Annotated in this window: 19 protein-coding genes, 1 riboswitch and 1 other annotated feature; of the genes, 15 read left to right on the forward strand and 4 right to left on the reverse strand. The window is 53.7% G+C overall.

The window, feature by feature from the left end:
* Window positions 1-5: 5 nt before the first annotated feature.
* The 3 genes from CF651_RS09945 to CF651_RS09955 are packed head-to-tail and all read left to right on the forward strand — an operon-like array spanning window position 6 to window position 2,648.
* Window positions 6-1,070, forward strand: a complete 1,065-nt coding sequence (locus CF651_RS09945) for an ABC transporter ATP-binding protein (protein ID WP_094014702.1) — start codon at window positions 6-8, stop codon at window positions 1,068-1,070.
* Window positions 1,063-1,857: an ABC transporter permease gene (locus tag CF651_RS09950; protein WP_094014703.1), complete on the forward strand. Its 795-nt coding sequence runs from the start codon at window positions 1,063-1,065 to the stop codon at window positions 1,855-1,857. Before CF651_RS09945 ends, CF651_RS09950 begins: the two co-directional genes overlap by 8 nt.
* 5 nt (window positions 1,858-1,862) lie before the next feature.
* Entirely contained in the window at window positions 1,863-2,648 is a 786-nt protein-coding gene (locus tag CF651_RS09955) for an ABC transporter permease (protein WP_094014704.1), read from the forward strand.
* Between the two features lie 145 nt (window positions 2,649-2,793).
* Here CF651_RS09955 and CF651_RS09960 read toward each other — a convergent pair whose 3' ends face one another.
* Window positions 2,794-2,925 carry a DUF4023 domain-containing protein gene (locus tag CF651_RS09960; RefSeq protein WP_094014705.1) on the reverse strand — a complete coding sequence of 44 codons (132 nt, stop codon included), beginning with the start codon at window positions 2,923-2,925 and terminating at the stop codon, window positions 2,794-2,796.
* A gap of 150 nt (window positions 2,926-3,075) precedes the next feature.
* Here CF651_RS09960 and CF651_RS09965 point away from each other — a divergent pair, with 150 nt between their 5' ends.
* From CF651_RS09965 to CF651_RS10015, 11 genes are all read left to right on the forward strand, one after another.
* Window positions 3,076-3,870 (forward strand): hypothetical protein, encoded by a 795-nt coding sequence (locus tag CF651_RS09965; protein ID WP_245855822.1) that lies wholly within the window; start codon window positions 3,076-3,078, stop codon window positions 3,868-3,870.
* Between the two features lies 1 nt (window position 3,871).
* Complete coding sequence (locus CF651_RS09970) at window positions 3,872-4,342, forward strand: hypothetical protein (RefSeq protein WP_094014706.1); 471 nt, start codon at window positions 3,872-3,874, stop codon at window positions 4,340-4,342.
* Window positions 4,343-4,541: 199 nt separating this feature from the next.
* Window positions 4,542-5,243, forward strand: coding sequence for a hypothetical protein (locus CF651_RS09975; protein WP_094014707.1), 702 nt, complete (start codon window positions 4,542-4,544; stop codon window positions 5,241-5,243).
* A gap of 87 nt (window positions 5,244-5,330) precedes the next feature.
* Window positions 5,331-6,497, forward strand: coding sequence for a serine hydrolase domain-containing protein (locus CF651_RS09980; protein WP_179232749.1), 1,167 nt, complete (start codon window positions 5,331-5,333; stop codon window positions 6,495-6,497).
* A 73-nt stretch (window positions 6,498-6,570) separates the two neighbouring features.
* Entirely contained in the window at window positions 6,571-7,059 is a 489-nt protein-coding gene (gene bcp, locus CF651_RS09985; protein ID WP_094014709.1) for a thioredoxin-dependent thiol peroxidase, read from the forward strand.
* Window positions 7,060-7,460: 401 nt separating this feature from the next.
* Window positions 7,461-8,936, forward strand: a complete 1,476-nt coding sequence (locus CF651_RS32225) for a polysaccharide deacetylase family protein (RefSeq protein WP_179232750.1) — start codon at window positions 7,461-7,463, stop codon at window positions 8,934-8,936.
* A gap of 72 nt (window positions 8,937-9,008) precedes the next feature.
* Window positions 9,009-10,004: an AAA family ATPase gene (locus tag CF651_RS09995; protein ID WP_094014710.1), complete on the forward strand. Its 996-nt coding sequence runs from the start codon at window positions 9,009-9,011 to the stop codon at window positions 10,002-10,004.
* A 13-nt stretch (window positions 10,005-10,017) separates the two neighbouring features.
* The gene (locus CF651_RS10000) at window positions 10,018-11,253 is read left to right on the forward strand and encodes a DUF58 domain-containing protein (protein WP_179232751.1); all 1,236 of its coding nucleotides are present in this window, start codon (window positions 10,018-10,020) and stop codon (window positions 11,251-11,253) included.
* The gene (locus tag CF651_RS10005) at window positions 11,216-13,891 is read left to right on the forward strand and encodes a DUF4129 domain-containing transglutaminase family protein (RefSeq protein ID WP_144029038.1); all 2,676 of its coding nucleotides are present in this window, start codon (window positions 11,216-11,218) and stop codon (window positions 13,889-13,891) included. Before CF651_RS10000 ends, CF651_RS10005 begins: the two co-directional genes overlap by 38 nt.
* Before the next feature lie 400 nt (window positions 13,892-14,291).
* Window positions 14,292-15,830: a glutamine-hydrolyzing GMP synthase gene (gene guaA, locus CF651_RS10010; protein WP_094014712.1), complete on the forward strand. Its 1,539-nt coding sequence runs from the start codon at window positions 14,292-14,294 to the stop codon at window positions 15,828-15,830.
* A 327-nt stretch (window positions 15,831-16,157) separates the two neighbouring features.
* A riboswitch (purine riboswitch) is annotated at window positions 16,158-16,258 on the forward strand.
* Between the two features lie 158 nt (window positions 16,259-16,416).
* Window positions 16,417-17,814 carry an NCS2 family permease gene (locus tag CF651_RS10015; protein WP_094014713.1) on the forward strand — a complete coding sequence of 466 codons (1,398 nt, stop codon included), beginning with the start codon at window positions 16,417-16,419 and terminating at the stop codon, window positions 17,812-17,814.
* A gap of 71 nt (window positions 17,815-17,885) precedes the next feature.
* On the opposite strand, the gene CF651_RS10020 is transcribed toward CF651_RS10015, so the two are convergent.
* The 3 genes from CF651_RS10020 to CF651_RS10030 all read right to left on the reverse strand — a co-directional run bounded on the left by CF651_RS10020 (window position 17,886) and on the right by CF651_RS10030 (window position 19,416).
* Window positions 17,886-18,347 carry a DUF2269 family protein gene (locus CF651_RS10020; RefSeq protein ID WP_094014714.1) on the reverse strand — a complete coding sequence of 154 codons (462 nt, stop codon included), beginning with the start codon at window positions 18,345-18,347 and terminating at the stop codon, window positions 17,886-17,888.
* On the reverse strand, window positions 18,344-18,895 hold the full coding sequence (locus CF651_RS10025; RefSeq protein WP_094014715.1) for a PadR family transcriptional regulator: 552 nt from the start codon (window positions 18,893-18,895) through the stop codon (window positions 18,344-18,346). The genes CF651_RS10020 and CF651_RS10025 overlap by 4 nt, the downstream gene beginning before the upstream one ends.
* Before the next feature lie 71 nt (window positions 18,896-18,966).
* Window positions 18,967-19,416, reverse strand: coding sequence for a DoxX family protein (locus tag CF651_RS10030; RefSeq protein WP_094014716.1), 450 nt, complete (start codon window positions 19,414-19,416; stop codon window positions 18,967-18,969).
* 174 nt (window positions 19,417-19,590) lie between these two features.
* Window positions 19,591-19,896, forward strand: a binding site (T-box leader).
* Between the two features lie 467 nt (window positions 19,897-20,363).
* Here CF651_RS10030 and CF651_RS10035 point away from each other — a divergent pair.
* Window positions 20,364-21,935, forward strand: coding sequence for a 2-isopropylmalate synthase (locus CF651_RS10035; RefSeq protein WP_094014756.1), 1,572 nt, complete (start codon window positions 20,364-20,366; stop codon window positions 21,933-21,935).
* Window positions 21,936-22,058 lie beyond the last annotated feature (123 nt).

Genomic DNA, 22,058 nt, shown 5'->3' on the forward strand with positions numbered 1-22,058 from the left:
AGACCATGCAAGCTATAGAAGTGAACAACCTGCGTAAGGAGTTCAAGGTACAAAAGAGCCGCAGCGGCCTCAAAGGGGCTGTCCGCGATTTGTTTAACCGGGAATACACTCAAGTCAGAGCGGTCAAGGACATCAGCTTTCAGATCCCGAAGGGGGAGATCTGCGGCTACATCGGCGAGAATGGAGCAGGGAAATCGACAACGATCAAAATGCTCACAGGCATTCTCGTGCCCACGGCGGGAGAGATTCGCGTCAACGGCTACATCCCTTTCCAGGACCGCGAGAAATTCGTGAAAGGCATCGGCGTCGTATTCGGCCAGCGCAGCCAGCTGTGGTGGGATATCGGCGTTATCGAATCGTTCCAGCTGTTGAAGAAGGTATACCGGGTGTCTGAAGCAGACTTCAAGCAGCGGCTGGATGAACTGGTGGAACGGCTTCAATTGTCGGAGCTGCTCAGCCGGCCTGTACGGAAGCTGAGTCTCGGGCAGCGTATGCGCTGTGAGCTGGCGGCGTCCTTGCTGCACAATCCGCAGATTGTGTTTCTGGACGAGCCGACGATCGGACTTGATATTGTGGTGAAAACGGAAATCCGGGAATTTTTGAAGCAGATGAACCAAAGGTACGAGACGACCATCCTGCTGACGACGCATGACCTGCAGGATATCGAGGCGCTGTGCTCCCGTGTTATTATGCTCGACGACGGCCGGATCATTTATGACGGAGGCTTGGAGGAATTAAAGGCGAAGTGGGGCAAAGGCAAGGAAGTGATCCTGCAATTTGCCGAAGCCGTTTCCTTAGACCGTCTGCAGAAGCTGACGGAGGGTCTTGAGGTTGCTTGGTCGGTAGACAATGAATTGACAGCCCGGGTCTGGATACCTCAGCAGAAGGTAAATGTGTCCGAGGTGTTGAGCCGTGTCGTCGGGGTCATGGGCATTGAAGATATCAAGATCGTCGAAACGAATACGGATGACATCGTGCGTGAGATTTATAAGTCGGGATCGGCCGAAGCCAAAGCGATGCATGCTCTGAACGAGAAGGCGGAGCAGGAGGAAGTGAAAGTTCATGCTTAGTGCCTATGTCGATATGATCCGGATTCGCTTTCTGATGATGCTTGCCTACCGGGTCAATTATTACAGCGGGATCCTCATTTATGCGCTCAATATCGGCGCTTATTATTTTTTGTGGAAGGCGATCTACGGAACGAATGAAGTGCTTGGCGGCATGACGGTCGGGCAAATGACGACGTATGTAGCTGTATCCTGGATGGCTAGAGCGTTCTACTTTAACAACCTCGACCGGGAAATTGCCAACGAAATCAAGGACGGCAGTGTAGCGATTCAGTTCATCCGTCCGTATAACTATATTATTGTCAAAATGATGCAGGGCTTCGGTGAAGGTATATTCCGTCTGCTGCTGTTTTCCACGCCAGGGATGGTGATCGTATCGCTATTGTTTCCGGTGAAGCTTCCGACGGATCCCGGCGTATGGGGATTATTCCTGCTGATGCTGTTCTTCAGCTTTCTCATTAACTCCCAGATCAATATCATCACCGGGCTGTTCGCCTTCTTCCTCGAAAACAACGAGGGCATGATGCGGATGAAGCGGGTGGCCGTAGATTTGTTCTCCGGGCTTGTTGTACCGATGTCGTTCTTTCCGGGCTGGGCGGAGGGTCTGCTGAAGCTGCTTCCGTTCCAAGCCATAACGTATTTGCCAGGCGCTGTTTTCACGGGCAAGACAACGGGAACGGCAGCTTACCAGGTGCTGGGTGTGCAGGTGCTCTGGTTCTTGATCTTGATCCTACCGTTGTTCGTGCTCTGGCGCAGCGCCAGAACGCGGCTGTTCGTGCAGGGAGGTTGATGACGATGTTTTATTTAAGCCTGGTATCCGACTACTTGAAAAATTACATGAAAACGCGTCTCGCCTACCGTTCGGACTTCTGGATTGAGGTTTTGTCCGATCTGTTGTTTAACGGACTGAATTTGTTCTTCATTCTGGTGGTGTTCCAGCACACGCAGCGGATCGGCGAATGGAATGAGCAGCAGGTTTTGTTCATTTACGGCTATTTTATGGTGCCTTACGGCATTTTTATTACTTTTTTCAACCTATGGGGCTTTAGTGAGCGATATATTGTAAAAGGGGAGCTGGATCGGATTTTGACCCGTCCCGCTTATAACCTCATTCAGCTGATGCTGGAAAATATGGACCCGTCCTCGCTGTTCAGCGCACTGACCGGGTTTCTGATTATGGTCTATTCCTGGACGCATCTCGGTTTGAGCCTGACATGGTATGACCCTTTGATCTTTGTACTGCTGGTAGTAGGCTCGATCATGATTTACGGAGGCGTTTATATTTTCTTTACGTCGCTGGCCTTTTTCTCGGATTCGCCGACAGGGATTTTGCCGCTGCTGTGGAATTTGCAAAACTACGGCCGGTACCCTATGACGATTTATAACAAGCTGCTCGGCTTCCTACTGACCTGGGTACTGCCATTCGGCTTTGTCGGGTTTTACCCGGCGGCTTATTTCCTGGATCGGGAGCATTGGGGGCGGTTTGCTTTATTGACCCCGCTGGTCGGGATCGGATTTTTGACGATAGCGCTGCTGGTTTGGAATTTCGGCATCAAGCGGTACCGCGGAGCGGGATCGTAAGGTGCTGCTGCATAAACCGTATTGTAACGACGCAAGTTAAATCGCACGACCCAAAGCCCTGATCGCCAAGATCAGGGCTTTGATTTTTGCACAATGCGATAAGGAAGAAAAGTTAAAGTAAAGCTGCAGGTTGAAGTTCAATCGGTTACTTATTGGTGCTGTGCTGTTTATTCGGCAGCTTGTCCCCCGGCGTGCCTTTTCCCTGGTGCCGTCGGTTTTTCTCATCCTTCGCCTGCTTGTCATGAATTTTCTCCACAAATTGCTGCAAGTCTTCCATTGCAATTCCCTCCTTCTTGTTCGATCACCGTTACTTTAACCATTCGAAGCCTGGAACATACGACAAGCCATGGAAGCGGAATGAATACAATACCCGAATCCACCGCATACTACTAGAAAAAAATGTAACACCTGTAAGGGGTTATGTGTGTTGAACAACCTGAACCAGGCAGCATCTCCGTCTCCTCCCAGAAGACAGATGGTACTGCTCAGTCAAGACGGCCTTACCTATTTGCGCTGGCAGCATCCGCTCATTGTCGTGTGGTGGTCAGCAGCTTTCCCGGGCTTTGGCCACTTTTTGCTGCATCAACATTTTCGCGGTTTCTTTCTGTCGCTATGGGAAGTGCTTATTAACCGCTTAACGCATATCAACGAGGCAACGGTGTATTCCTTCAGCGGAAGATTCGAGCTGGCAAAGGAAGTACTGGATCCGAGATGGCTGTTCGCTTATATGTTCGTCTACCTTTTTGCGATATGGGACAGCTACTTGGGGGCGACCGAGGCCAACAAATTGCATCATATGGCTGTTCTTGAAAATGCCCGGATCACACCTTATGCCATCCGGCCGCTGTGCATTTCAACGATTTCATTGCGACGGCCGTGGGCGGCCATGATTTCCTCCTGTATTTTGCCGGGGCTCGGCCAGCTGTACAACCATCGGTTGACGCTCGGGTTTTACGGCGTATTCTGGTGGATGATCTACATGACGCTATCGCATTCGCACCAAGCGCTTTTGTATCTATTTCATGGGAAAATAACGGAAGCCACGCAAATTCTGAATCTACAGTGGCTGTTATTCATGCCTTCCGTTATTGGGGGCGCCATGTATGATGCCTATATGACAACCTTGGATCATAACCGGCTGTTCCGTCTGGAGCAAAGGCAATTTTTCGGTGAGCGGTATCCCCAGTTTCAACTGGATCTTTTTTCGGATACGGAGGGGTAGCATGCTAATTTTAAGCACCTTCGAGCATTCATTAGAGATAGAGGAGGCGTTGGCCGTTCTGGAGCACATGGGGATTGGCCGGCAGCGGATCATGCTGGTCGCTATGGACAACCCGATTCGTTGGTCGGCTCCTCGCGCAGTCCAGACATCGGGCCGGACTACTTTGCCCTTCGAGGTTGGGATGGCTGCTGCCACCGCTCTTTCCGTAATTGGCATTTGCTACGGCTTTGTTCTCGTCTGGGGGCCCATTATATGGGGTATCCTTACGGCATTAGCCGGTTTTGTCATTGGCTTCGGGATGACCCGGTGGGTCCAAAATGTCCGAGAGGCAGCAGGAATCAAGATGAAAGGAAGAATACCGGAGCTGACGTTAATCGTTCGCTGCCCTGAGGAGCAGCTGCAGGATGTATGCCGCGTGCTTTCCCAGTATCATGCTCTGTCCGTAGGTCAAATTCAGGAGAGGCTTTCTTAGCATTCAATAAGGATGCCGACACGGAGCTCGGAACGCCCTCTATTTTAAGCTGGGTTTAACCCATTTTTAACCATATATTTAGCTGGCACTCATCTGGGTGTCATTTTTTTTTCATATTTTACTCTTACACTAAGTCTTGCAAGGGAGCAGAACTCCCGATGAAAGTAAAAAATACGCTACGGATAAGGTGGAGAGACCTATGAGATCGATGCAGCGCAAGATGTGGGCAGGGACGGTTGCGGTGGCTTTGCTGTTGGGAGGATTCGGAGGCTTGACAACCCCGCAGGCTTATGCGGATGAGGACGAGGACACAACGGTGATTGCGCCGGCTCCGGCAGATACCTCCATACCTCTGAACAAACGATTCCATTTGGACTGGAGTCAAGTGGAGGGGAATGCATCCAATATTTTGGGTATGGATTGGATTGACTTAAACGATGCATTGACAAGCGGGAAGTCGATTGCCGAGGTTGCGGCTTCTAAAGGCGTGAGCGGGGAAGGCTTAGTCAGCCAGCTGGTCCAATTGGAAGCATCTCAAGTGAACGAGGCATTGCAGGCGAACAAAATTACGCAGGATGAGGCAGACCGCCTGAATAAACAAATTACGGATAAAATAACGAAAATTGTGAATAAGGAAGGCTATCAGTATAAGGCGAAGGAAGCGGGACAGCACAACAAGAGCCTGCAGCTGACCTTCAAACCGAAGGCGGCTGAACTGGCGGAGCTGCTTAAACTGGATAAAGAGCAGGTCAAGCAGCAGCTGGCGGAAGGCAAGTCCGTAGCGGACATTGCAGCAGCGCAAGGGATAACAGAGGATGAGCTGATCACAAAGCTGACGGAGCAAATAAAGCCGGCCTTGAAAAGCTGGATTCATCAGACGGAACAACAGACAAAGAAATAAGGCATTCAACAAAGCGCCACCTCCTGTCGGGGGTGGCTGCAGCCGTATTCGGAGAAAGCAGGAGTCATGAGGAGGGAGACGATAACAATGCAGCCATTGAGAGTGTTATCATCGGTTACAGCAGCCTATTCAGGCGAAAAAATCGTACAACAATTGAACCGGATCAAGCCATTGAGCCAATGGCCGACCACCCGTTGGTTGACGGCATCGCCCGAGGAGCAAGGAATCGATTCCGCAGGGATAGCAGCAGCGGTGGAAGCCTGCTGCAGCCGGAATTTACACAGCTTCGTCCTGGTTCGCAATGGCTGTCTGGTTGCGGAGGGCTACAGCCAGGCATGGGATGAGGAAAAGCTTCATCCGGTCTATTCGATTGCCAAAAGCTTCACCTCGGCCGTGGCCGGGATGGCGATCGACATGGGGCTGCTTGAGGGAGTCGATCAAAGAGCAGGGGATTTTTTCCCGGAGTTGGCCGCGAAGGACGTAAGGAAATCGGAGATTACGATTGCCCAGTTATTATCTATGAGCTCGGGATTGGAGTGGAACAATCGGGGGGAGCAGTCTTCCATTGAAATGGCCGATGCTCCCGACTGGTTGGGCTATGTACTGGAACGCCCTATGGCGGAGGCGCCCGGCACAGTATTCCGTTACTGCAATGGAAACGCGCACTGGATGTCAGGGCTGCTGCAGCAAGCGATCGGCATCCCCGTCGCTCTGTACGCTGAGCACAAGCTGCTCCGCCCGCTGGGGGTCCGAAGCTTCGGATGGGGAGCGGACCCGCAGGGGATCACCATCGGTTCGTGGGCCCTGTATTTGACGGCCAGGGATATGGCCAAATTCGGCCTGCTTTACCTGCAGGGAGGTCTTTGGGAAGGGGAGGAGCTTGTGCCCCGCTCGTGGGTGGAAGCATCCGTCCAATTGAGGCAAAGGCCTGCCTTTCGGGACGGTACGCAAGGGGGCTACGGCTTCAATTGGTGGCTTAAACCCATCTCGAGCGACATCCCGGCGCTGGTCTTCTATGCGGCGGGCTCGGGAGGGCAGCGTATCTTTGTTGTTCCGGAGTGGAATCTGGTTTTGGCCACAACAGGGAACAATCAGAGGGATGATTATATGCCGGAACGGCTGCTGGCCCATATGGCCGCGGCTGTGAAATCCGAGCGGGCGCTGCCGGAGAATAAGAAGGCTGCTGCCAAGCTTAGCAGTGCCTTGGCCTCCTTTAACAAGGAAGTGGACAAGCCGGAGCTGTGTTCTCTATAATGAGACGTTAAGGAAACCCGGTTGGTACAAAGCGGGTTCTGTATAGATGTGTCCAACGAGGAGCTGATGAGACATGACGACAGCCCTGCTTGAGCCAGGACAGGCTGTGCCGGATTTCACCCTTCCTTCTCAACATGGAGAGGAAGTATCGCTGCAGCAATTCCGCGGCAAAAAGCTGGTCATTTATTTTTACCCTGCCGACATGACCCCGAGCTGTACGCAGGAAGCATGTGATTTCCGTGATTACACCGGCGCGTTCAAGGAAGTGAATGCCGAGGTGATCGGGATTAGCCCGGACAGCCTGAAGAAGCACGATAAATTTATCGAGAAATACGAGCTTCCGTTCCGGCTGCTTTCGGATGAGGAGCATCAGGTATGCGAGCTATTCGGCATCTGGCAGTTGAAAAAAATGTACGGCAAAGAGTACATGGGTGTTGTCCGCTCGACATTTCTTGTCGATGAGGAAGGCAAGCTGATCCAGGCTTGGACCAAGGTGAAGGTAAAAAATCACGCGGCCGAGGTGCTCGAAGCGGCCAAGCGTTACGATGCCGGAGTCAAGTAAACCGCCGGCTTGATTGGAGAGTAAATCATATCGTTAGGCAAGCAAAGGCAGTCCTCTCATGGTTGAGGCCGTTGAAAAACGGGCGGAGTGGACGGAATCGTTCTGAAGAAGCGTAAGCGTTCGCCTTTGTCCCGGGATTTTGACCGCTATAAGCGGGTTGAAATTAAGTTAAGAAAATCCGGGGACAACAGCGAATCGGAAGAAGGACCCGTCCATGCAGCTCGTAGCTTTTTCAGCGTCCTCCTCATGGCTGGGGCTGTCTTTTTTGCGTTGTGGCGGAAAGGGCCAAGTCGTATGAAGATTTTGGGCATAGGAATCCGAAATCTCCCATATAGTCTAGTAAGTCATCTTCCTGCTAGAGGGCTGATATTCAAAAGTAGATTATGCGGAGGGATCCCTACATGCAAAGCTGTCGTCCTGGTGTCATCGTACAACGTACCTTCTGTTTTGTCATGGCCTTGCTCCTCAGTTCACTGCTCATTATGCCTTTTTCATGGAATCGTATTGAGGCTTCCGGTGAGGCGGATGGCATCGACAGCAGCGTAGATGGGCCGTATGCCCAGCTGAAAGCGGGACAGCGCGTCTGGAAGGAGAAAACGTATGCAGACCCGGCGCAGCCGACGGTCTACTTGACATTCGATGACGGGCCGAGCAAGCTGACCTCCCAGGTGCTTGATATATTAAAGGAAGAGGACGTGAAAGCGACCTTCTTTGTACTCGGACAACAAGTGAAAGCGCATCCGGAGCTGGTCCGCCAAGCGGTGGAGGAAGGTCATGCCATTGGCAATCACACCTACAATCACGTATATAAAGAGCTGTATTCCAATGTGGAGACGTTCTGGGATCAGGTCCAGCGCACAGAGCAAGTGTTGAAGGAGGAGACAGGGATCCGAACAAGGCTCGTAAGGGCGCCGGGCGGCACCTTCGGCAATTTTGACGCGTTTTACTTTTATTATTTGGATCAGGCAGGCTATGAAGTCCATGACTGGAACATAGATAGCGGAGATTCCAAGAGGGTCGGTGTGCCGGCCTCAGAGATCATGCAGACGATTGAAAAGGGGCCGTTCGGCGATCAGGTGATCCTGTTGATGCATGACGGAACCGGACATGAGCAGACCGTCAAGGCGCTGCCGGACATTATTCACCTCTTTAAGGAAAAAGGCTATGCGTTCGCTCCGCTCACACCGGAGGTGCGGCCGAATCATTTTCGCGCAGGCAAGCTGACGATACCGCGCAGCCTGTCAACGTCGAAGTTCGAGCAGCTGCTCGCGGAGGCAGAGCAGCATGGCAAGATGCTGGCGATGGAAGCCGGTCAAGCAAGCGGCGTGGCCGTTACCGAAGCCGAGGGACAGCCTGGCGTTCCGGACGCGCACACCGCAGCGGTGGTTAATGAAGCGCTGGCGAGCGGCTCCACGGTAGCGATGAGTACTGGACAGGATGCGGGCCTCAAGACGGCTCCGCCCCAGGTACCGCTGAAGCTTACGGTGGGCGCTGCCTCGTACGAATTGCAACCGGGACAGTATAAGCTGCATAAAGGTCATATTCAGGTACCCCTTCGGGTAGGGTCCCAAGCGTTCGGCGCACAAATCGAGTGGAAGGAGCAGCAGCGTACGGCCGTTGTCACCAAAGGCCTGCTGGAGATCAGCTACGACTTCTCGCGCCACGAGCAGCGGATCCGCAAGGAGGGGATGAGCCGTACCGTTCATTTGCCTGAAATGGAGCTGCGCGAGGGGACGATCTGGGTACCGCTGCGCGGGACGGCTGAAGCCTTCGGCGGACACATCGCATCCTTCGGATCGGACAACGGACAGTACAAGGTTCAGGTCGACATGCAGCCGGGATTTCTATTTGCTAGCTGGGACGGGAGCATCCGCTGATAGCGTCTAAATTGGCTCGGAAATGGAAATACTAGAATCATAGAATGGAATCTATGAGGAGGTATTTTCGAGATGCAGGTGCATTCATCCCTATTTGATCCGCCGCATGAGGTACTTTATAAGGTCATCTATCAGATGGAAAAAGTCATCATTGGCAAACGTGATGTCATAGAGAAGCTGTTGATCGCTTTATTATGCAAGGGGCATGTGCTGCTGGAGGATGTGCCCGGGGTAGGCAAAACCATGCTCGTTCGTACACTGGCCGGCACTGTCGATTGCAGCTTCAAGCGGATTCAGTGCACACCGGACCTGCTGCCGTCCGATTTGACGGGAAGCAGTGTGTTTCATCAGCACAATGCGCAGTTTGAGTTCCGCCCCGGACCGCTGATGGCCAATTTGATTTTGGCGGATGAGCTGAACCGGGCGACGCCGAGAACGCAGTCCGCTTTGCTGGAGGCGATGGAGGAGCGTCGGATGACGGTGGATGGGACGTCTCATTCGCTGCCGGAGCCGTTTTTTATACTGGCGACGCAAAATCCGTTTGATTTTGAAGGGACGTTCCGGCTGCCGGAGGCTCAGCTGGACCGATTCTTTATGAAGCTGAGCATGGGGTATCCTGACGCAGCGGAGGAGCTGGAGCTGTTGAACCGCCTTGAGCTGCTGAACCGGTTGGAGGAGCGGCATCCAACGGCCTCGCTTCGACCGGTTCTGATGCAGGAGGAGCTGACTGCCCTGCAAAAGGAAACGAGTCGGACTCATGTCGATGAAGCGGTCAAAAGCTATATTGTTCATTTGGTGAACGCCACCCGCAAGCATCCCGCTGTGACGCTGGGAGCCAGTCCGAGGGCATCCATCGCGCTGCTGCGGGCTGCGCAGGGCAGAGCTTTTATATCCGGCCGCACCTACTGTATTCCGGATGATGTGAAGCAGCTGGCGGTTCCGGTGCTGGCTCACCGTCTCCTACTCACGCCGGATGCGGAAATGGCGCAGAAGCGCAAGGAAGCGATCGTGGAAGAAATTGTCGGAGCGGTTCCGGTGCTGGCGCGCAGCTATGCGCCGGCACAATAGGAGGCGGCCGGTGATGCGCAACCTATGGAATTTTGGCATGCTGCTGTGCTGCTGGGGAACTGCCTGGTATTGGGCGATGAACTATGGAGGACGTTCCGCCTGGTTTTGCTTTTATGGTGCGGGCCTTCTGTTTATTTATATGGGGGTTGGACTGTGGGGGATGGCCCGTACGGGCCGGATCCGCTTACGTTCAGACCAGACGCGCGCCTGGAGCGGTGAGGCGCTGAAGCTGGACGGCCAGCTGATGCTGGGCCGCGGTTGGGTTCCCTCCGGCTGGCTCATGCTTGAGGCGAGATGGAGCTCGACCGTGGCTGGCCATCGCCCGATTGTCGTCCGGGAGGTCGTTCGTTCATCGCTGTCCGGGACAGCTGCCTTTACTTTTCATGTGCCGGCCCTGCCGCGCGGTTTGTACGTGCTGGATCACGTCCATTTGAAGGTAAGCGATGCCTTCGGGCTGCTGCAGTTCAGCCGCCGCGCGACGGCGGGAGCGCACCGGCTGCTGGTGCTGCCGCAGCCGCTGACGCCTGCGGCCCGGCCCGCTGCGGGCGCCGGCGATGGCGTGCCGCGCCGCACCACGCCTGCGGCGCAGCAGCGGCAGGCCGCGTCCCCGTTTCCATACGGGACACGGCCTTATACGCCCGGGGATCCGATGAACCGGATCCACTGGCGCTCCACCGCGCGCACGGGCACCCTGCGCGCGAAAGAAACCGAGCAGCCCGAGCCGGACCGGCTGCTCGTCTGTGTCGACGCGGCCGGCGGCCGTTCGAACGCAGCGGCGTTCGAATCGGCCCTTCGGGCCGCGGGGGGCTTGGCCCTGCCCGCGCTGCAGCAGGGCTTAAGCGTGCGCCTTGCCGCGAACGACCGGCAAGGGCAGGTCCGGGAGGCGCGCGGACGGGAGAGCCTTCCGCAGCTCCTGGAGCTGCTTGCGCAGCTGTCTTGCGACGGCGAACACCCCGTAGCCGCCCTGGTGCAGCGCGAGGCGCTGCAGGCAGGGGCCGGGATCGTCGTCGTCACCGCTCAGCCGGATGAGCAGCTGCTGCGGCTTCTGTGCAGGCTGCGTCCGCGCGCCGTGCACCTGGTTTACATTCACGGCGAGGGCATGCCGCCCGATGCCGTGCAGGTATGGCGCCGGCAGGCAGGGTCTGCCGGTGTCGGCTTTACGGCGGTAAGCGCGGCCCGTGCCGGCCGCACCGCCGAAGGGGGTGAGGGCCATGGCCAAGCGGCCGATCCAACCGCAGCCGGCGCCTGAACCGCCGGCTCCGCTCTTGCTGCGTCTGGGCTATGCGCTGCTTTTGTTCGGGCTGCTCCGCTGCTGGCTTGTCCCGCTGGAGCAGCTGTCCGACAGGACGGAGATATACCGGCTGACCCCGTTTCTGGTTTCGTTCGCACTGTTCTTGATCATCCATCTGCTGCCATGGGGCCGATCCGCCAAATGGTCTGCGAAATTCGCCGTGGTGATTGTCGTGACCTCGATGCTGCACAGCGGACAGTGGCTTCCGTCCCCGGGGTGGTGGGCTGAATGGGGCAACGGCTTGATCGGGGATGTCCGGGCTGCGCTGCAAGGGCGGCTGGACAGTCTGGAGCCGGCAACGCGAACGCTGCTGTTTTTGACGGGCTGGGCATTTTTCATCGGGGTTTTACACATGTTTGTGGCGGACCGGCAGCAGCTGCTTTGGTTCGTAGGCATGACTTTATTGTATTTGGTCGTATTGCAGCTGGTATTTGATGTCGATATGTCATTCGGGCTGCTCCAGGCGAGCGGAGCGGGCCTGCTGCTGCAGGGGCTGCTGCAGGTCGATCGGGGAGCCCGTTGGAAGCGGGAAGCGGGCGATGCAACAGCGGCAGCGGCATTGGCATCGGCAGCGAGGGCTGCTCAAGGAACGGGTCAACCCGCCAACGAAACGGCATGGCAGGGCGAACATTTGCCTTCATTGACTTATCAGAGAACCTCCGGGCGGACTCATACTCCTCGTGCCCGAGAGACCAAGGGGTGGTCTCCTTTTGCGGTCAGCCTTGTCTGGACGGCTATCGTTCTGGCAGGAGCCTGGCTGGGGGCCGGGCAGCATCCGGTTCAAGGCGCTGCGGTGCCGACCGAGGCCTATGTGTCCCATTGGGAGGATCGCTGGCCGCTCTCCTTGTGGACACAACAGCCTTACCCGGCAGCGGCCAAAACCGGTTACGGTACGGATGACAGCCGGCTCGGGTCGCCTTTAACTGCCGACGAGACGGTCGCCTTCACGGCCCGGACAACCAAGCTGACGTACTGGCGCGGGGATGCCAAAACCTTTTACACCGGACAAGGGTGGACGACGCCGGAAGCGAGGCTGACCTCGTTTGAGGAGCTGAAGCCGGCGCAAGGGACCGATCTGTCGGCGGAGGTGATGCCGCAGAGCTCGAACCCGGCCCTTGACCCTTGGACTCCTGTCGTACAGGAGGTGACCCTGATGCAAAAAAACTTGAATCGTCAATTATTTCTTGGGGGCAAACTGGCTCGCGTCGAATCGCTTGTCTCAGAGCAAGGGAAGCCGGTCCCGGCGGCATGGATTTGGCGGAACTCAATGTCCGACCAATACCAGCTGCCGGCGATGGCTGATCCTGTCGCCTCTTACAAGGTTCAGGTGTTTGCTTGGAGCGGGGGGAGTGCCGGCCCGCAGGGAATGTCCTCCGGGCAGGTGCTGGCCGAGCCAAACTTGGAAACCTACCTGCAGCTCCCCCCAAGCCTCCCTTCTCGCGTGAAGGAGCTGGCGGAGCAAATAACGAAAGATCAGACCTCGTCTTACGATAAAGCTGCAGCGATAGAGAGATATTTAAGCAGTAATTACGCTTACAGCTTGAACGGCAGCCAGCCGCCAAGAAACGGTCAGGATTTGGTCGATCAGTTCCTGTTCGAGCAAAAAGCCGGGTATTGCGACCACTTCTCTTCCGCGATGGTAGTCATGCTTCGGTCAGTCGGCGTTCCGGCTCGTTGGGTAAAAGGGTTCGCCCCCGGAGAAGTGATCGCCACAGAATGGGCGGCATCAGAATCTTCTCCGTCTCCATCGGATCCGTCTGTGACGTCTGCTGCATCTGCTGGATCCGTTCCATCTGCTGCCACGGCTGTGTCGGACGCACCCAAGACAGCAGCGACAGACACTCCCTCTGCGTCCAATTCGACATCGACGATCTATACCGTGGAGGTGCGGAATCGGGATGCGCATTCCTGGGTCGAGGCTTACCTGCCTTCGCTAGGCTGGGTACCGTTCGAAGCGACGCCGGGTTATGGCTCGGCTGCAAGCGGCCCTAAGGGTGAAACGGGTGTAAGCACGCAGGCTGGCAAGGAAACGGCCGCTTCGTTGCAACCGGCTTCTCCGGCTACGGCCCCGCTCGGCTTTGCGCAGCTCTTTGCGGAGGGGTGGCTGCTTATCCCGACGCTTCGCGCCGGAATCGCCGATTTATTCACTTCGATCAGCGCCGGCCCCGAGGTTTTCCACCGATGGCTAGTGTGGATGAGGCCTTGGCTGCCTTTATCCCTGTGGATAGCGGCTGCTCTTCTGGCAGGCGTACTTATCCACTTGTGGAGAATCATTCGCCGCACCGCCGACTCTATGGCCTCAACGGAGCGTTCGGCCGGGCAGCCGAGAAGCTCGCTGGGGGCGCTCAGAACGTATACGGTGGTCCGTTCGGCCGACCAGCTGTGGGGCAAGCTGCAAAAGAAATGGGGACGTGCCGAGCCGTCCCAGACGATGCGCGAATACGCGCTGACCCGGACCTTCGCAGATGACACCCAGCGCGGAGCCGTGCTGCGGATCATTCAATTGCTGGAAGCGATCCGGTACCGCGAAGGCCGGGCGCACGTATCCCGTCGTCAGCTTCGCGAGGCTTGGGATGCTATGAAACGAACCCTGTGAATCCCAGAGGCCACTGAAAAAGCTGCGGCTGCATGGACGGAGCATTCTTCTGATCGCTGTTGTGAACGATTCCGTCCATTCCGCCCGTTTTTCAGCGGCCTCTGTATTCTGTTCACAGGGGTCTTTTTTATTGATGAGGCCGTTTCCTCCCCGTTCCCTATTGTCCGGTTCCAGACTTGATTATGCTCTTCGCAGTCCTGCAGCCGTGCTCATTCTTCCAATTTCGACACAGGCATTGCCCTTTGCCAGCCGGAAGCTTATAATAATGTCTATTGATTTAGAGCAGAGCGCCTAAGCGGTTTATGCTTATTGCTTACGATGAGAGGTTCACCTGCGCGAACTCGGCCTCATGGTAGTCACCAGCAACATACTTACGAACACAAACTTTAAGGAGGAAATTATGGACAAGCCGAATGAAATTATTGTGGTGCTGGATTTTGGCGGCCAGTACAATCAGCTGATTGCCCGCCGTATCCGTGATTTGGGCGTTTACAGTGAATTGCTGCCTTACAACACGTCCGCAGAAAAGCTGAAGCAAATTCAGCCGAAAGGGATCGTATTTTCCGGAGGACCGGCAAGCGTGTACGGAGAAAATTCCCCTGTGGTGGATCCGGCGATTTATGATCTGGGCGTTCCGATTTTAGGGATCTGCTACGGCATGCAGCTGATGGCTCATCAGCTTGAAGGCAAGGTAGAGCGTGCGTCCAAACGCGAGTACGGAAAAGCCGAGGTTGATTTTGCCGACCACTGCAAGCTGGTTAAAGGTCTGGACAAGCAGCAGACGGTCTGGATGAGCCACAGTGATCTCGTGGTTGAGCCTCCTGCGGGCTTTGTGGTCGACGCAAGCACGGAGCATGCTCCGGTAGCCGCGATGAGCCACCCGGACAAAAACATGTTTGCAGTTCAGTTCCATCCGGAGGTACGCCACTCCGTGTACGGTAACGACATGATTCATAATTTCCTATACCATGTTTGCGGCTGTCAAGGCGATTGGAGCATGGAAAGCTTTATCGAGGATACGATCCGTGACATTCGCAACCAGGTTGGCGATAAAAAAGTATTGTGCGCATTGAGCGGCGGTGTCGATTCCTCCGTTGTAGCTATGCTGATTCACAAAGCGATCGGCGATCAATTAACCTGTATGTTTATCGATCATGGTTTGCTTCGCAAAGGGGAAGCGGAAGGCGTAATGGAAACCTTTGTGGGGAAATTCGACATGAAGGTTGTTAAAATTGACGCGCGCGATCGTTTCATGGGCAAATTAGCCGGCGTCGACGATCCGGAGCAAAAGCGTAAAATTATCGGCAACGAATTTATTCGCGTCTTTGAAGAGGAATCGGCACAATTCGACGATTTCGCCTTCTTGGCGCAAGGTACGCTGTATACGGATATTGTCGAGAGTGGAACAGCTACGGCGCACACGATTAAATCTCACCATAACGTAGGCGGATTGCCTGAAGATATGAAATTCGAGCTTGTCGAGCCGCTTAAAGCCTTGTTTAAGGATGAGGTTCGTAAAGTAGGCGAAGAGTGCGGTCTGCCTGCGGAAATCGTATGGCGTCAACCGTTCCCGGGTCCGGGTCTTGCGATCCGCGTATTGGGCGAAGTCACAGAAGAGAAGCTGACGATCGTTCGGGAATCCGATGCGATTCTGCGTGAAGAGATCGCCAAGGCAGGATTGGATCGCGAGATTTGGCAGTATTTCACGGCGCTTCCGAACATGAAGAGCGTAGGCGTTATGGGGGATGCCCGTACCTACTCCTACACCGTCGGCATCCGCGCTGTAACCTCCATCGACGGCATGACCGCCGACTGGGCTCGCATTCCTTGGGACGTACTGGAGAAAATCTCCGTTCGTATTGTCAATGAAGTCGATAACGTCAACCGTATCGTGTATGACGTAACGTCGAAGCCGCCGGCTACGATCGAGTGGGAATAGGTTGAACTGTTTATGATGTGTAAGCAAGCTTGAGAAAGCTGCGCTTGTTTCCGTTAAAGAGTCTTTCGTTGCGCACTAAACGCAGCGGAGGGCTCTTTCTATTTTACCTGCAAAGACGTAGGATTTGTGCAGCAGGTCCCGACAGTTTGAGCGGAATCCTTCGCTAAAAGTCTCCATTTTTTAGCCTGAAACAGGCTTTAAGCTCGTAGACTGTCATTTCCTGGGGAATAATCAGTCTATAAAGCGAACGTACTGTAATTTTTAACAGATGAATGTTCGGAAAAATTAATTGACAAGATTCGTCAACAATCTTAGAATAAATGATGAATATTAAGGGAATAACAGTTTCGTATAATCTTGGGGATAGGCCTGAGAGTTTCTACGAGATCACCGTAAATGATCTGGCTACGAACAAACAACAAGGAAGACAGGGCAGCGGATATGCTGCACAGACCCGGGGCTGTAAGCTTCGGCTGCTTGTGCTGCTATGATGTTGTATACAGCTTCCATCTGTTGTTTGTGAACCCAGCGATGATCAAGCGCTGGGTTTTTTCGTTGTTCCAAAACCAATGGAGGGATTTGGGGAATGGATCGATTTTTTAGGCTCAAGGAGAACGGTACCAACGTACGGACCGAGATCATGGCAGGGTTGACGACTTTCATGACCATGGCGTATATTCTCGCTGTAAACCCGAACATTCTGAGTAATTTTGGATCAGGCGCAACGGGTATGGACTGGACGGCTGTGTTTTTGGCAACGGCCATTGCTGCAGGCGTTATGACAATTGCCATGGGGCTGTTCGTGAATTTTCCGGTTGCATTGGCGCCGGGTATGGGCTTGAACGCATATTTTGCAACGGTGATTTTATCCTCTCAAGGCAAGTTTACCTACCAAATGGGTTTAGCGGCTGTTTTCATTTCGGGGATTATCTTCATCATTCTGACGGTGACCAAAGTTCGCCAGCTGCTGCTGGTGGCGGTTCCGGACAGCATGAAGCACGCGATTACCGTGGGGATCGGCTTGTTTATTACGATTGTCGGATTGAAAAATAGCGGTCTGATGACCGTCGCAGTCGAAGCGGGAAAAGATATCCCGGCGCATAAATTTACCGATGTGCTTTCGTTTGAAACGGTCATTCATATGGGCAGTCTGCATGATCCGACCGTTCAGCTTACTATCATCGGGATCGTGCTGATCGCTATTCTGATGGTGCTGCAGGTACGCGGAGCCATTTTGTTCGGCATTTTGCTGACGACAGTGGTCGCTATTTTCATGGGACAAGTCAATCTGGCAGCTTTGACGGATGCAAAGACGAGCTGGGTACCGGATTTGAGCAAAATGGCCTTCGGTCAATTTGACTTCAAGGGCTTGTGGAATGCAGGGATTATTACAGTCATTGCGACCTTTACGTTCGTAGAGCTGTTCGATACGTTCGGTACGCTGGTAGGTACAGCGAATCGCGCAGGCTTTATGAAAAATAAAGAAGAGGGCAACAAAAAAGTCGGTAAAGCGATGATGGTCGATGCCGTTGCTGTCAGCGGCGGGGCTTTGGTAGGGACGAGTACGGTGACAGCTTTTATCGAGAGCGCCGCGGGTGTAGCTCAAGGGGGACGTACAGGCTTAACCGCCGTGACAACTGGCGTGTGCTTCCTGCTGGCGTTGTTCCTGGCGCCGATTGCCGCACTTATTCCAGGGGCCGCAACAGCAGCTGCGCTCATTATCGTCGGCGTGCTGATGATGCAATCCGTTAAGGAAATTGATTTTCAGGATATGACCTTGGCGATTCCGTCCTTCTTGACAATCGTCTTGATGCCTTTCACTTACAACATTGCGAACGGTGTTTCCTTCGGTATCGTGACGTATGTCATTTTGGCTGCTATTGGCAACATGAGCGGCAAAAGCAATCACAAAGTACACTGGCTGATGTGGATTCTTGCAGTCTTGATTGTACTGCGGTACGTGTTTATCGGCAGTGAAGGTTAATTAAATACATGGTTAAGCCCCGACGCTCCAAGAGCATCGGGGCTTTTTATATACTTCCGCAATAACCGTACTTAGAAGGGCTTCGTCATCATGAGGAACAAGGTGGCGACGGGCAGCAGCGTAGCCATAATACCGAACACGTCCCAACGTCTGGAGGCTTTCCGGTAGCCGGGCGTTAACGTATGCGTATCAAGCGATAGCTGGCTTTCCCGAATCATACGAAGCTGGCAGGGGATGAGAATCGTAACCCAGATGAGGCCGGTGAGGGCAAACAGAGCGATAGAGAGGGTCAGCCAGTTGAACGTCAGAAGGGAATAGCCCTGCTGCAGCGTCATGATGATACCGGTGATGACTATAAGTACAATTCCCGGCAGGGTAAAAATATAGTCGGCCAGCATCACATTCCTGGTTACTTTATACAGATGGGCCAGGTCGCCGCCGAGCTCCGCTTTTATTTTCCAAAACGCCGCCGTCATCACATTACCAAGAAACATGACTGCTCCCAGCACATGGATAAATACAGGCCAATTCATAGTGAGTCCTCCTTCCGAAGCTTCCCGGCTTCACGGATTTGTTCCAGACCCTTCTGGATGGAAGCGTAGCGTGCCTGGTGATGCTCAATACCTATGGATACGCAGATTTGCTGCGGAACAGACATTTTTGAGGCATATTGGGAAAGTAAGCGCTCCAGTGTCTCGCTTTGTGATTTATTCACCTGCAAGCCGCTTTCCAGCCAGCGGATGATCGATGCATCATCGGCAAATTCCCCGAAATACAGCCTCATACACAGATCGGACCGAGTGCTGTCCATCCCCATAGGGCTTTCCAAATAGCCGTTGAACTGCTCCCTGCCCTGCGGGGTAATCTCGTATTCATGCTTGGTCGGACGTCCTTCCTGCACGATCGTACGCTTCATGATGCATTGCTCCTGCTCCAGCTTGGCTAAGGAAGGATATACACTGCCATAGCTAGCATCAAAAAAGAAGGAAAAGTGTTCTTCGAATCTTTTTTTAATTTCGTAGCCGGACATGGGGGATTTATACAACAAACCTAGAATGACGTATTTTGCTTGTAGTTGCATGCGATTTCACCTTTCTTGTGCCTTTTCTTAACATTAAACGTGCACCTGCATGGGGAGAGTGGAGCCTTCACTTACAGAACCTCGATGCTATAAAGGGTCCACCCAATAAACAGCGGCTGGTAAGCGAGACGAACCCAAGATAGCAAGTTGGAGCTTAAAGCGCCTGGAATATGCAGCCCCTTCATCGCTTTATTTAGATTGGCAGGGAAAATGGCGACGAAAAATAGAACGAGTGCAATTCCTGTTGCGAACCGAATCGAAGGAATAAGCAGCCCGATGGCAAACATCAACTCCATGACACCGGTCACGTACACCGTTTGTCTTGGAAAGGGGACCCAGCCGGGAACGATACGCAATAAATCCTTACATTTGTAAAAATGGCTGAGGCCAAAGAAAACAAGAAAGAACGACATTGCATAAGCAGCCAAATCCATTTGGGTCACGGCTTCGGAAAAAACGCCGAGATGTGCTAATCCGTACAACACACCGTAACTGCCGAACAAAATCAAGAGTGTGATCATTTGTATTTCACCCTTTCAACGTTGGCCTATATTCATAATATGAATATCTATAATGTGATTATATTCTAGGAAAATTTCCATGTCAATCCTCGTTTTTGAAAAAATGCGTCGCATTTTTTTGTTGAATGCGCATTGACAATTCATTTCGTGCATACTATAATTGCAAACAATATCATAAACACGAAGAACGGGAACAGTAATCGGTCGGATCTGTTTAGAGAGCTGCGGGTCGGTGCAACGCAGTCAGAGAAGCCAATGAAGCTCGCCCGGGAGTGGTGGAACTGAAGCGGTGTAGCGCTGCATTGGCCTTAAGTTCTGACGGTTAACCCCCGTGATCAGGTGGTGCTGAGGGTAGAAGGTGTGCTGCAATGGTTGCAGAGCCTGAAACCGACAATCAGCGCACAAAGGTGGGCGCTCCGCTAATTCCGGAGGCCAACAAGAGTGGTACCGCGATAGACATGATGGTCTGTCGTCTCTTAGATAAGAGACGGCAGGCCTTTTTTGGCTGCATTTTACTTAACGGATAACTTATATAACAAACGCTAAGAACGGGAGCTAGTACAGTCCTTCCTTGTTCAGAGAGCTGCGGGTTGGTGCAACGCAGTCAAGGCAGGCTCGAATCTCGCCCGGGAGCGGTGAAGCTGAAGGAAAGCGCAGGCGCTGTTAGTACGATGAGCGCAAGACGATTCCTAGGCTTCAACGGAATAGCCCCACGTGATAGGGGAGCGCAGCAGCTTCGGCTTTACGATCAGGCCGGCTGCTTCGCACGAGGCGGACACCTTTTCACATGCATGTGAGGAGGGTCAACGAGAGTGGTACCGCGGCAGCTGAAAAGCCTGTCGTCTCTTATTACAGAGACGATAGGCTTTTTGTGTTTGGCCAATCAAACCAAAAATGAATCCATGGAGGAATGACAAATGACAACGATAAATCAACCCAACAATGCAATGAAACGGATCCGTATCTTTGATACGACTTTGAGAGACGGTGAGCAAGCCCCTGGAGCTTCATTGCACCCCGAGCAAAAAATTGTTATCGCCAGACAGCTGGCTCAGTTGGGCGTAGACGTTATCGAGCCGGGCTTCCCGATCTCGAGTCCCGGTGATTTTACAGCCGTACAGCAAATTTCCCGCGAAGTCCATGGGGTTGAAATATGCGGCTTTGCCCGTGCCGTCAAAGAGGATATCGACTCGGCGATCCGTGCAACGCAGGATGCGGAACGAAGAAGATTGCATATGTTCTTGTCTTCCTCGAATATCCATCTGGATTTTCAACTGAAAAAGTCAAGAGAGCAGGTCATTCAAATCGCCCGTTCCATGGTCGCCCATGCGAAGCAATATGTGGACCGGATCGAGTTTTCCCCGATGGACGCAACCCGGACGGGGGATGAATTTTTGTTCGAAATGATCGAAGCGGTAATTGAAGAAGGGGCGACGATCATCAATATTCCTGATACCGTCGGTTATGCGCTTCCGGAGGAGTACGGTGCGATGTTTACCCGCGTGATGAAAGGCGTGCGCGGCAGCGGTCAAGTGGAGTTCAGCGCTCACTGCCATAACGATTTGGGGCTGGCTGTTGCGAACAGTCTGGCAGCGATCCGCGCCGGAGTCACACAGGTTGAGGTGACGGTGAACGGCGTGGGCGAGCGGGCCGGCAACTGCTCTTTGGAAGAATTGGTCATGGCTATCGAGACGAGAAAAGAGGCGCTGGGCGCCGAAACCGGCATCCGGCCGGAGCATATTTATTCGGTTTCCCAAAAGGTGAGCCGGTCTATGAGCTTCCCGATCGCATTTAATAAACCGATTGTCGGACGCAACGCCTTCCAGCATGAGGCCGGTATTCATCAGGATGGATTGCTGAAAAACCGCAATACGTATGAGATTATGGATCCTGAGAAGCTGGGTGTTCCTCGCAGCATGATCATCCTGGGCAAGCATTCCGGCCGTCATGCCATCAAGCACCGTGTTAGCCAATTTGGCGTTCAATTGAACGAGGAGCAAATGGAATCTCTGTACGTGAAGTTCAAGGAGCTGGCGGACCGGGATAAAGTCGTTCATGATGCACAACTGCTGGAGCTGGTTGGACATACGGTGAACGTGGTGCTGGAGCCCTATACGCTGGTGAATGCGCAAGTATTGACAGGCACTACAGGAAATCGGATGGCCTCGTGCATTATTAAGGATCATTCGACCGGTACGGAAAACATCTTCTCCGGAACAGGCGAAGGCCCTGTGGAGGCATTGGTGGCGGGAATCAAGCAGGCGCTGCCGATGGAGGTGGATTTTACCGACATGGAGCTGTATTCCTTGTCGTCAGGCGAGCAAGCGAATGGGGAAGCCATCGTAACGGTAAGCGCCCATGGGAATCATTTCAAAGGAGTAGCCATCCACCAGGATGTGCTGATGGCCGTGGCGCAGGCGTTTATGGCAGCCTGCAATCAGGCGGTACGTGAGGTAAGGAAGCAGGGAGGAGCGGTAGGCGCCACCCCATCCAACGAAGTTGAAATTACGATTCCTTAGTTCCTAAAGGCAGGTGTGGTATAGCCTAAAAGGGGGATTGTGTCGACAAAAGGCTGTGGATAATAGTTATCCACAGCCTTTGTGTATAGTGGGGATAAAGGTAAAAAATGGCGATACGACAGG

The sequence above is a fragment of the Paenibacillus rigui genome (assembly GCF_002234615.1).
GTDB classification, from domain to species: domain Bacteria; phylum Bacillota; class Bacilli; order Paenibacillales; family NBRC-103111; genus Paenibacillus_S; species Paenibacillus_S rigui.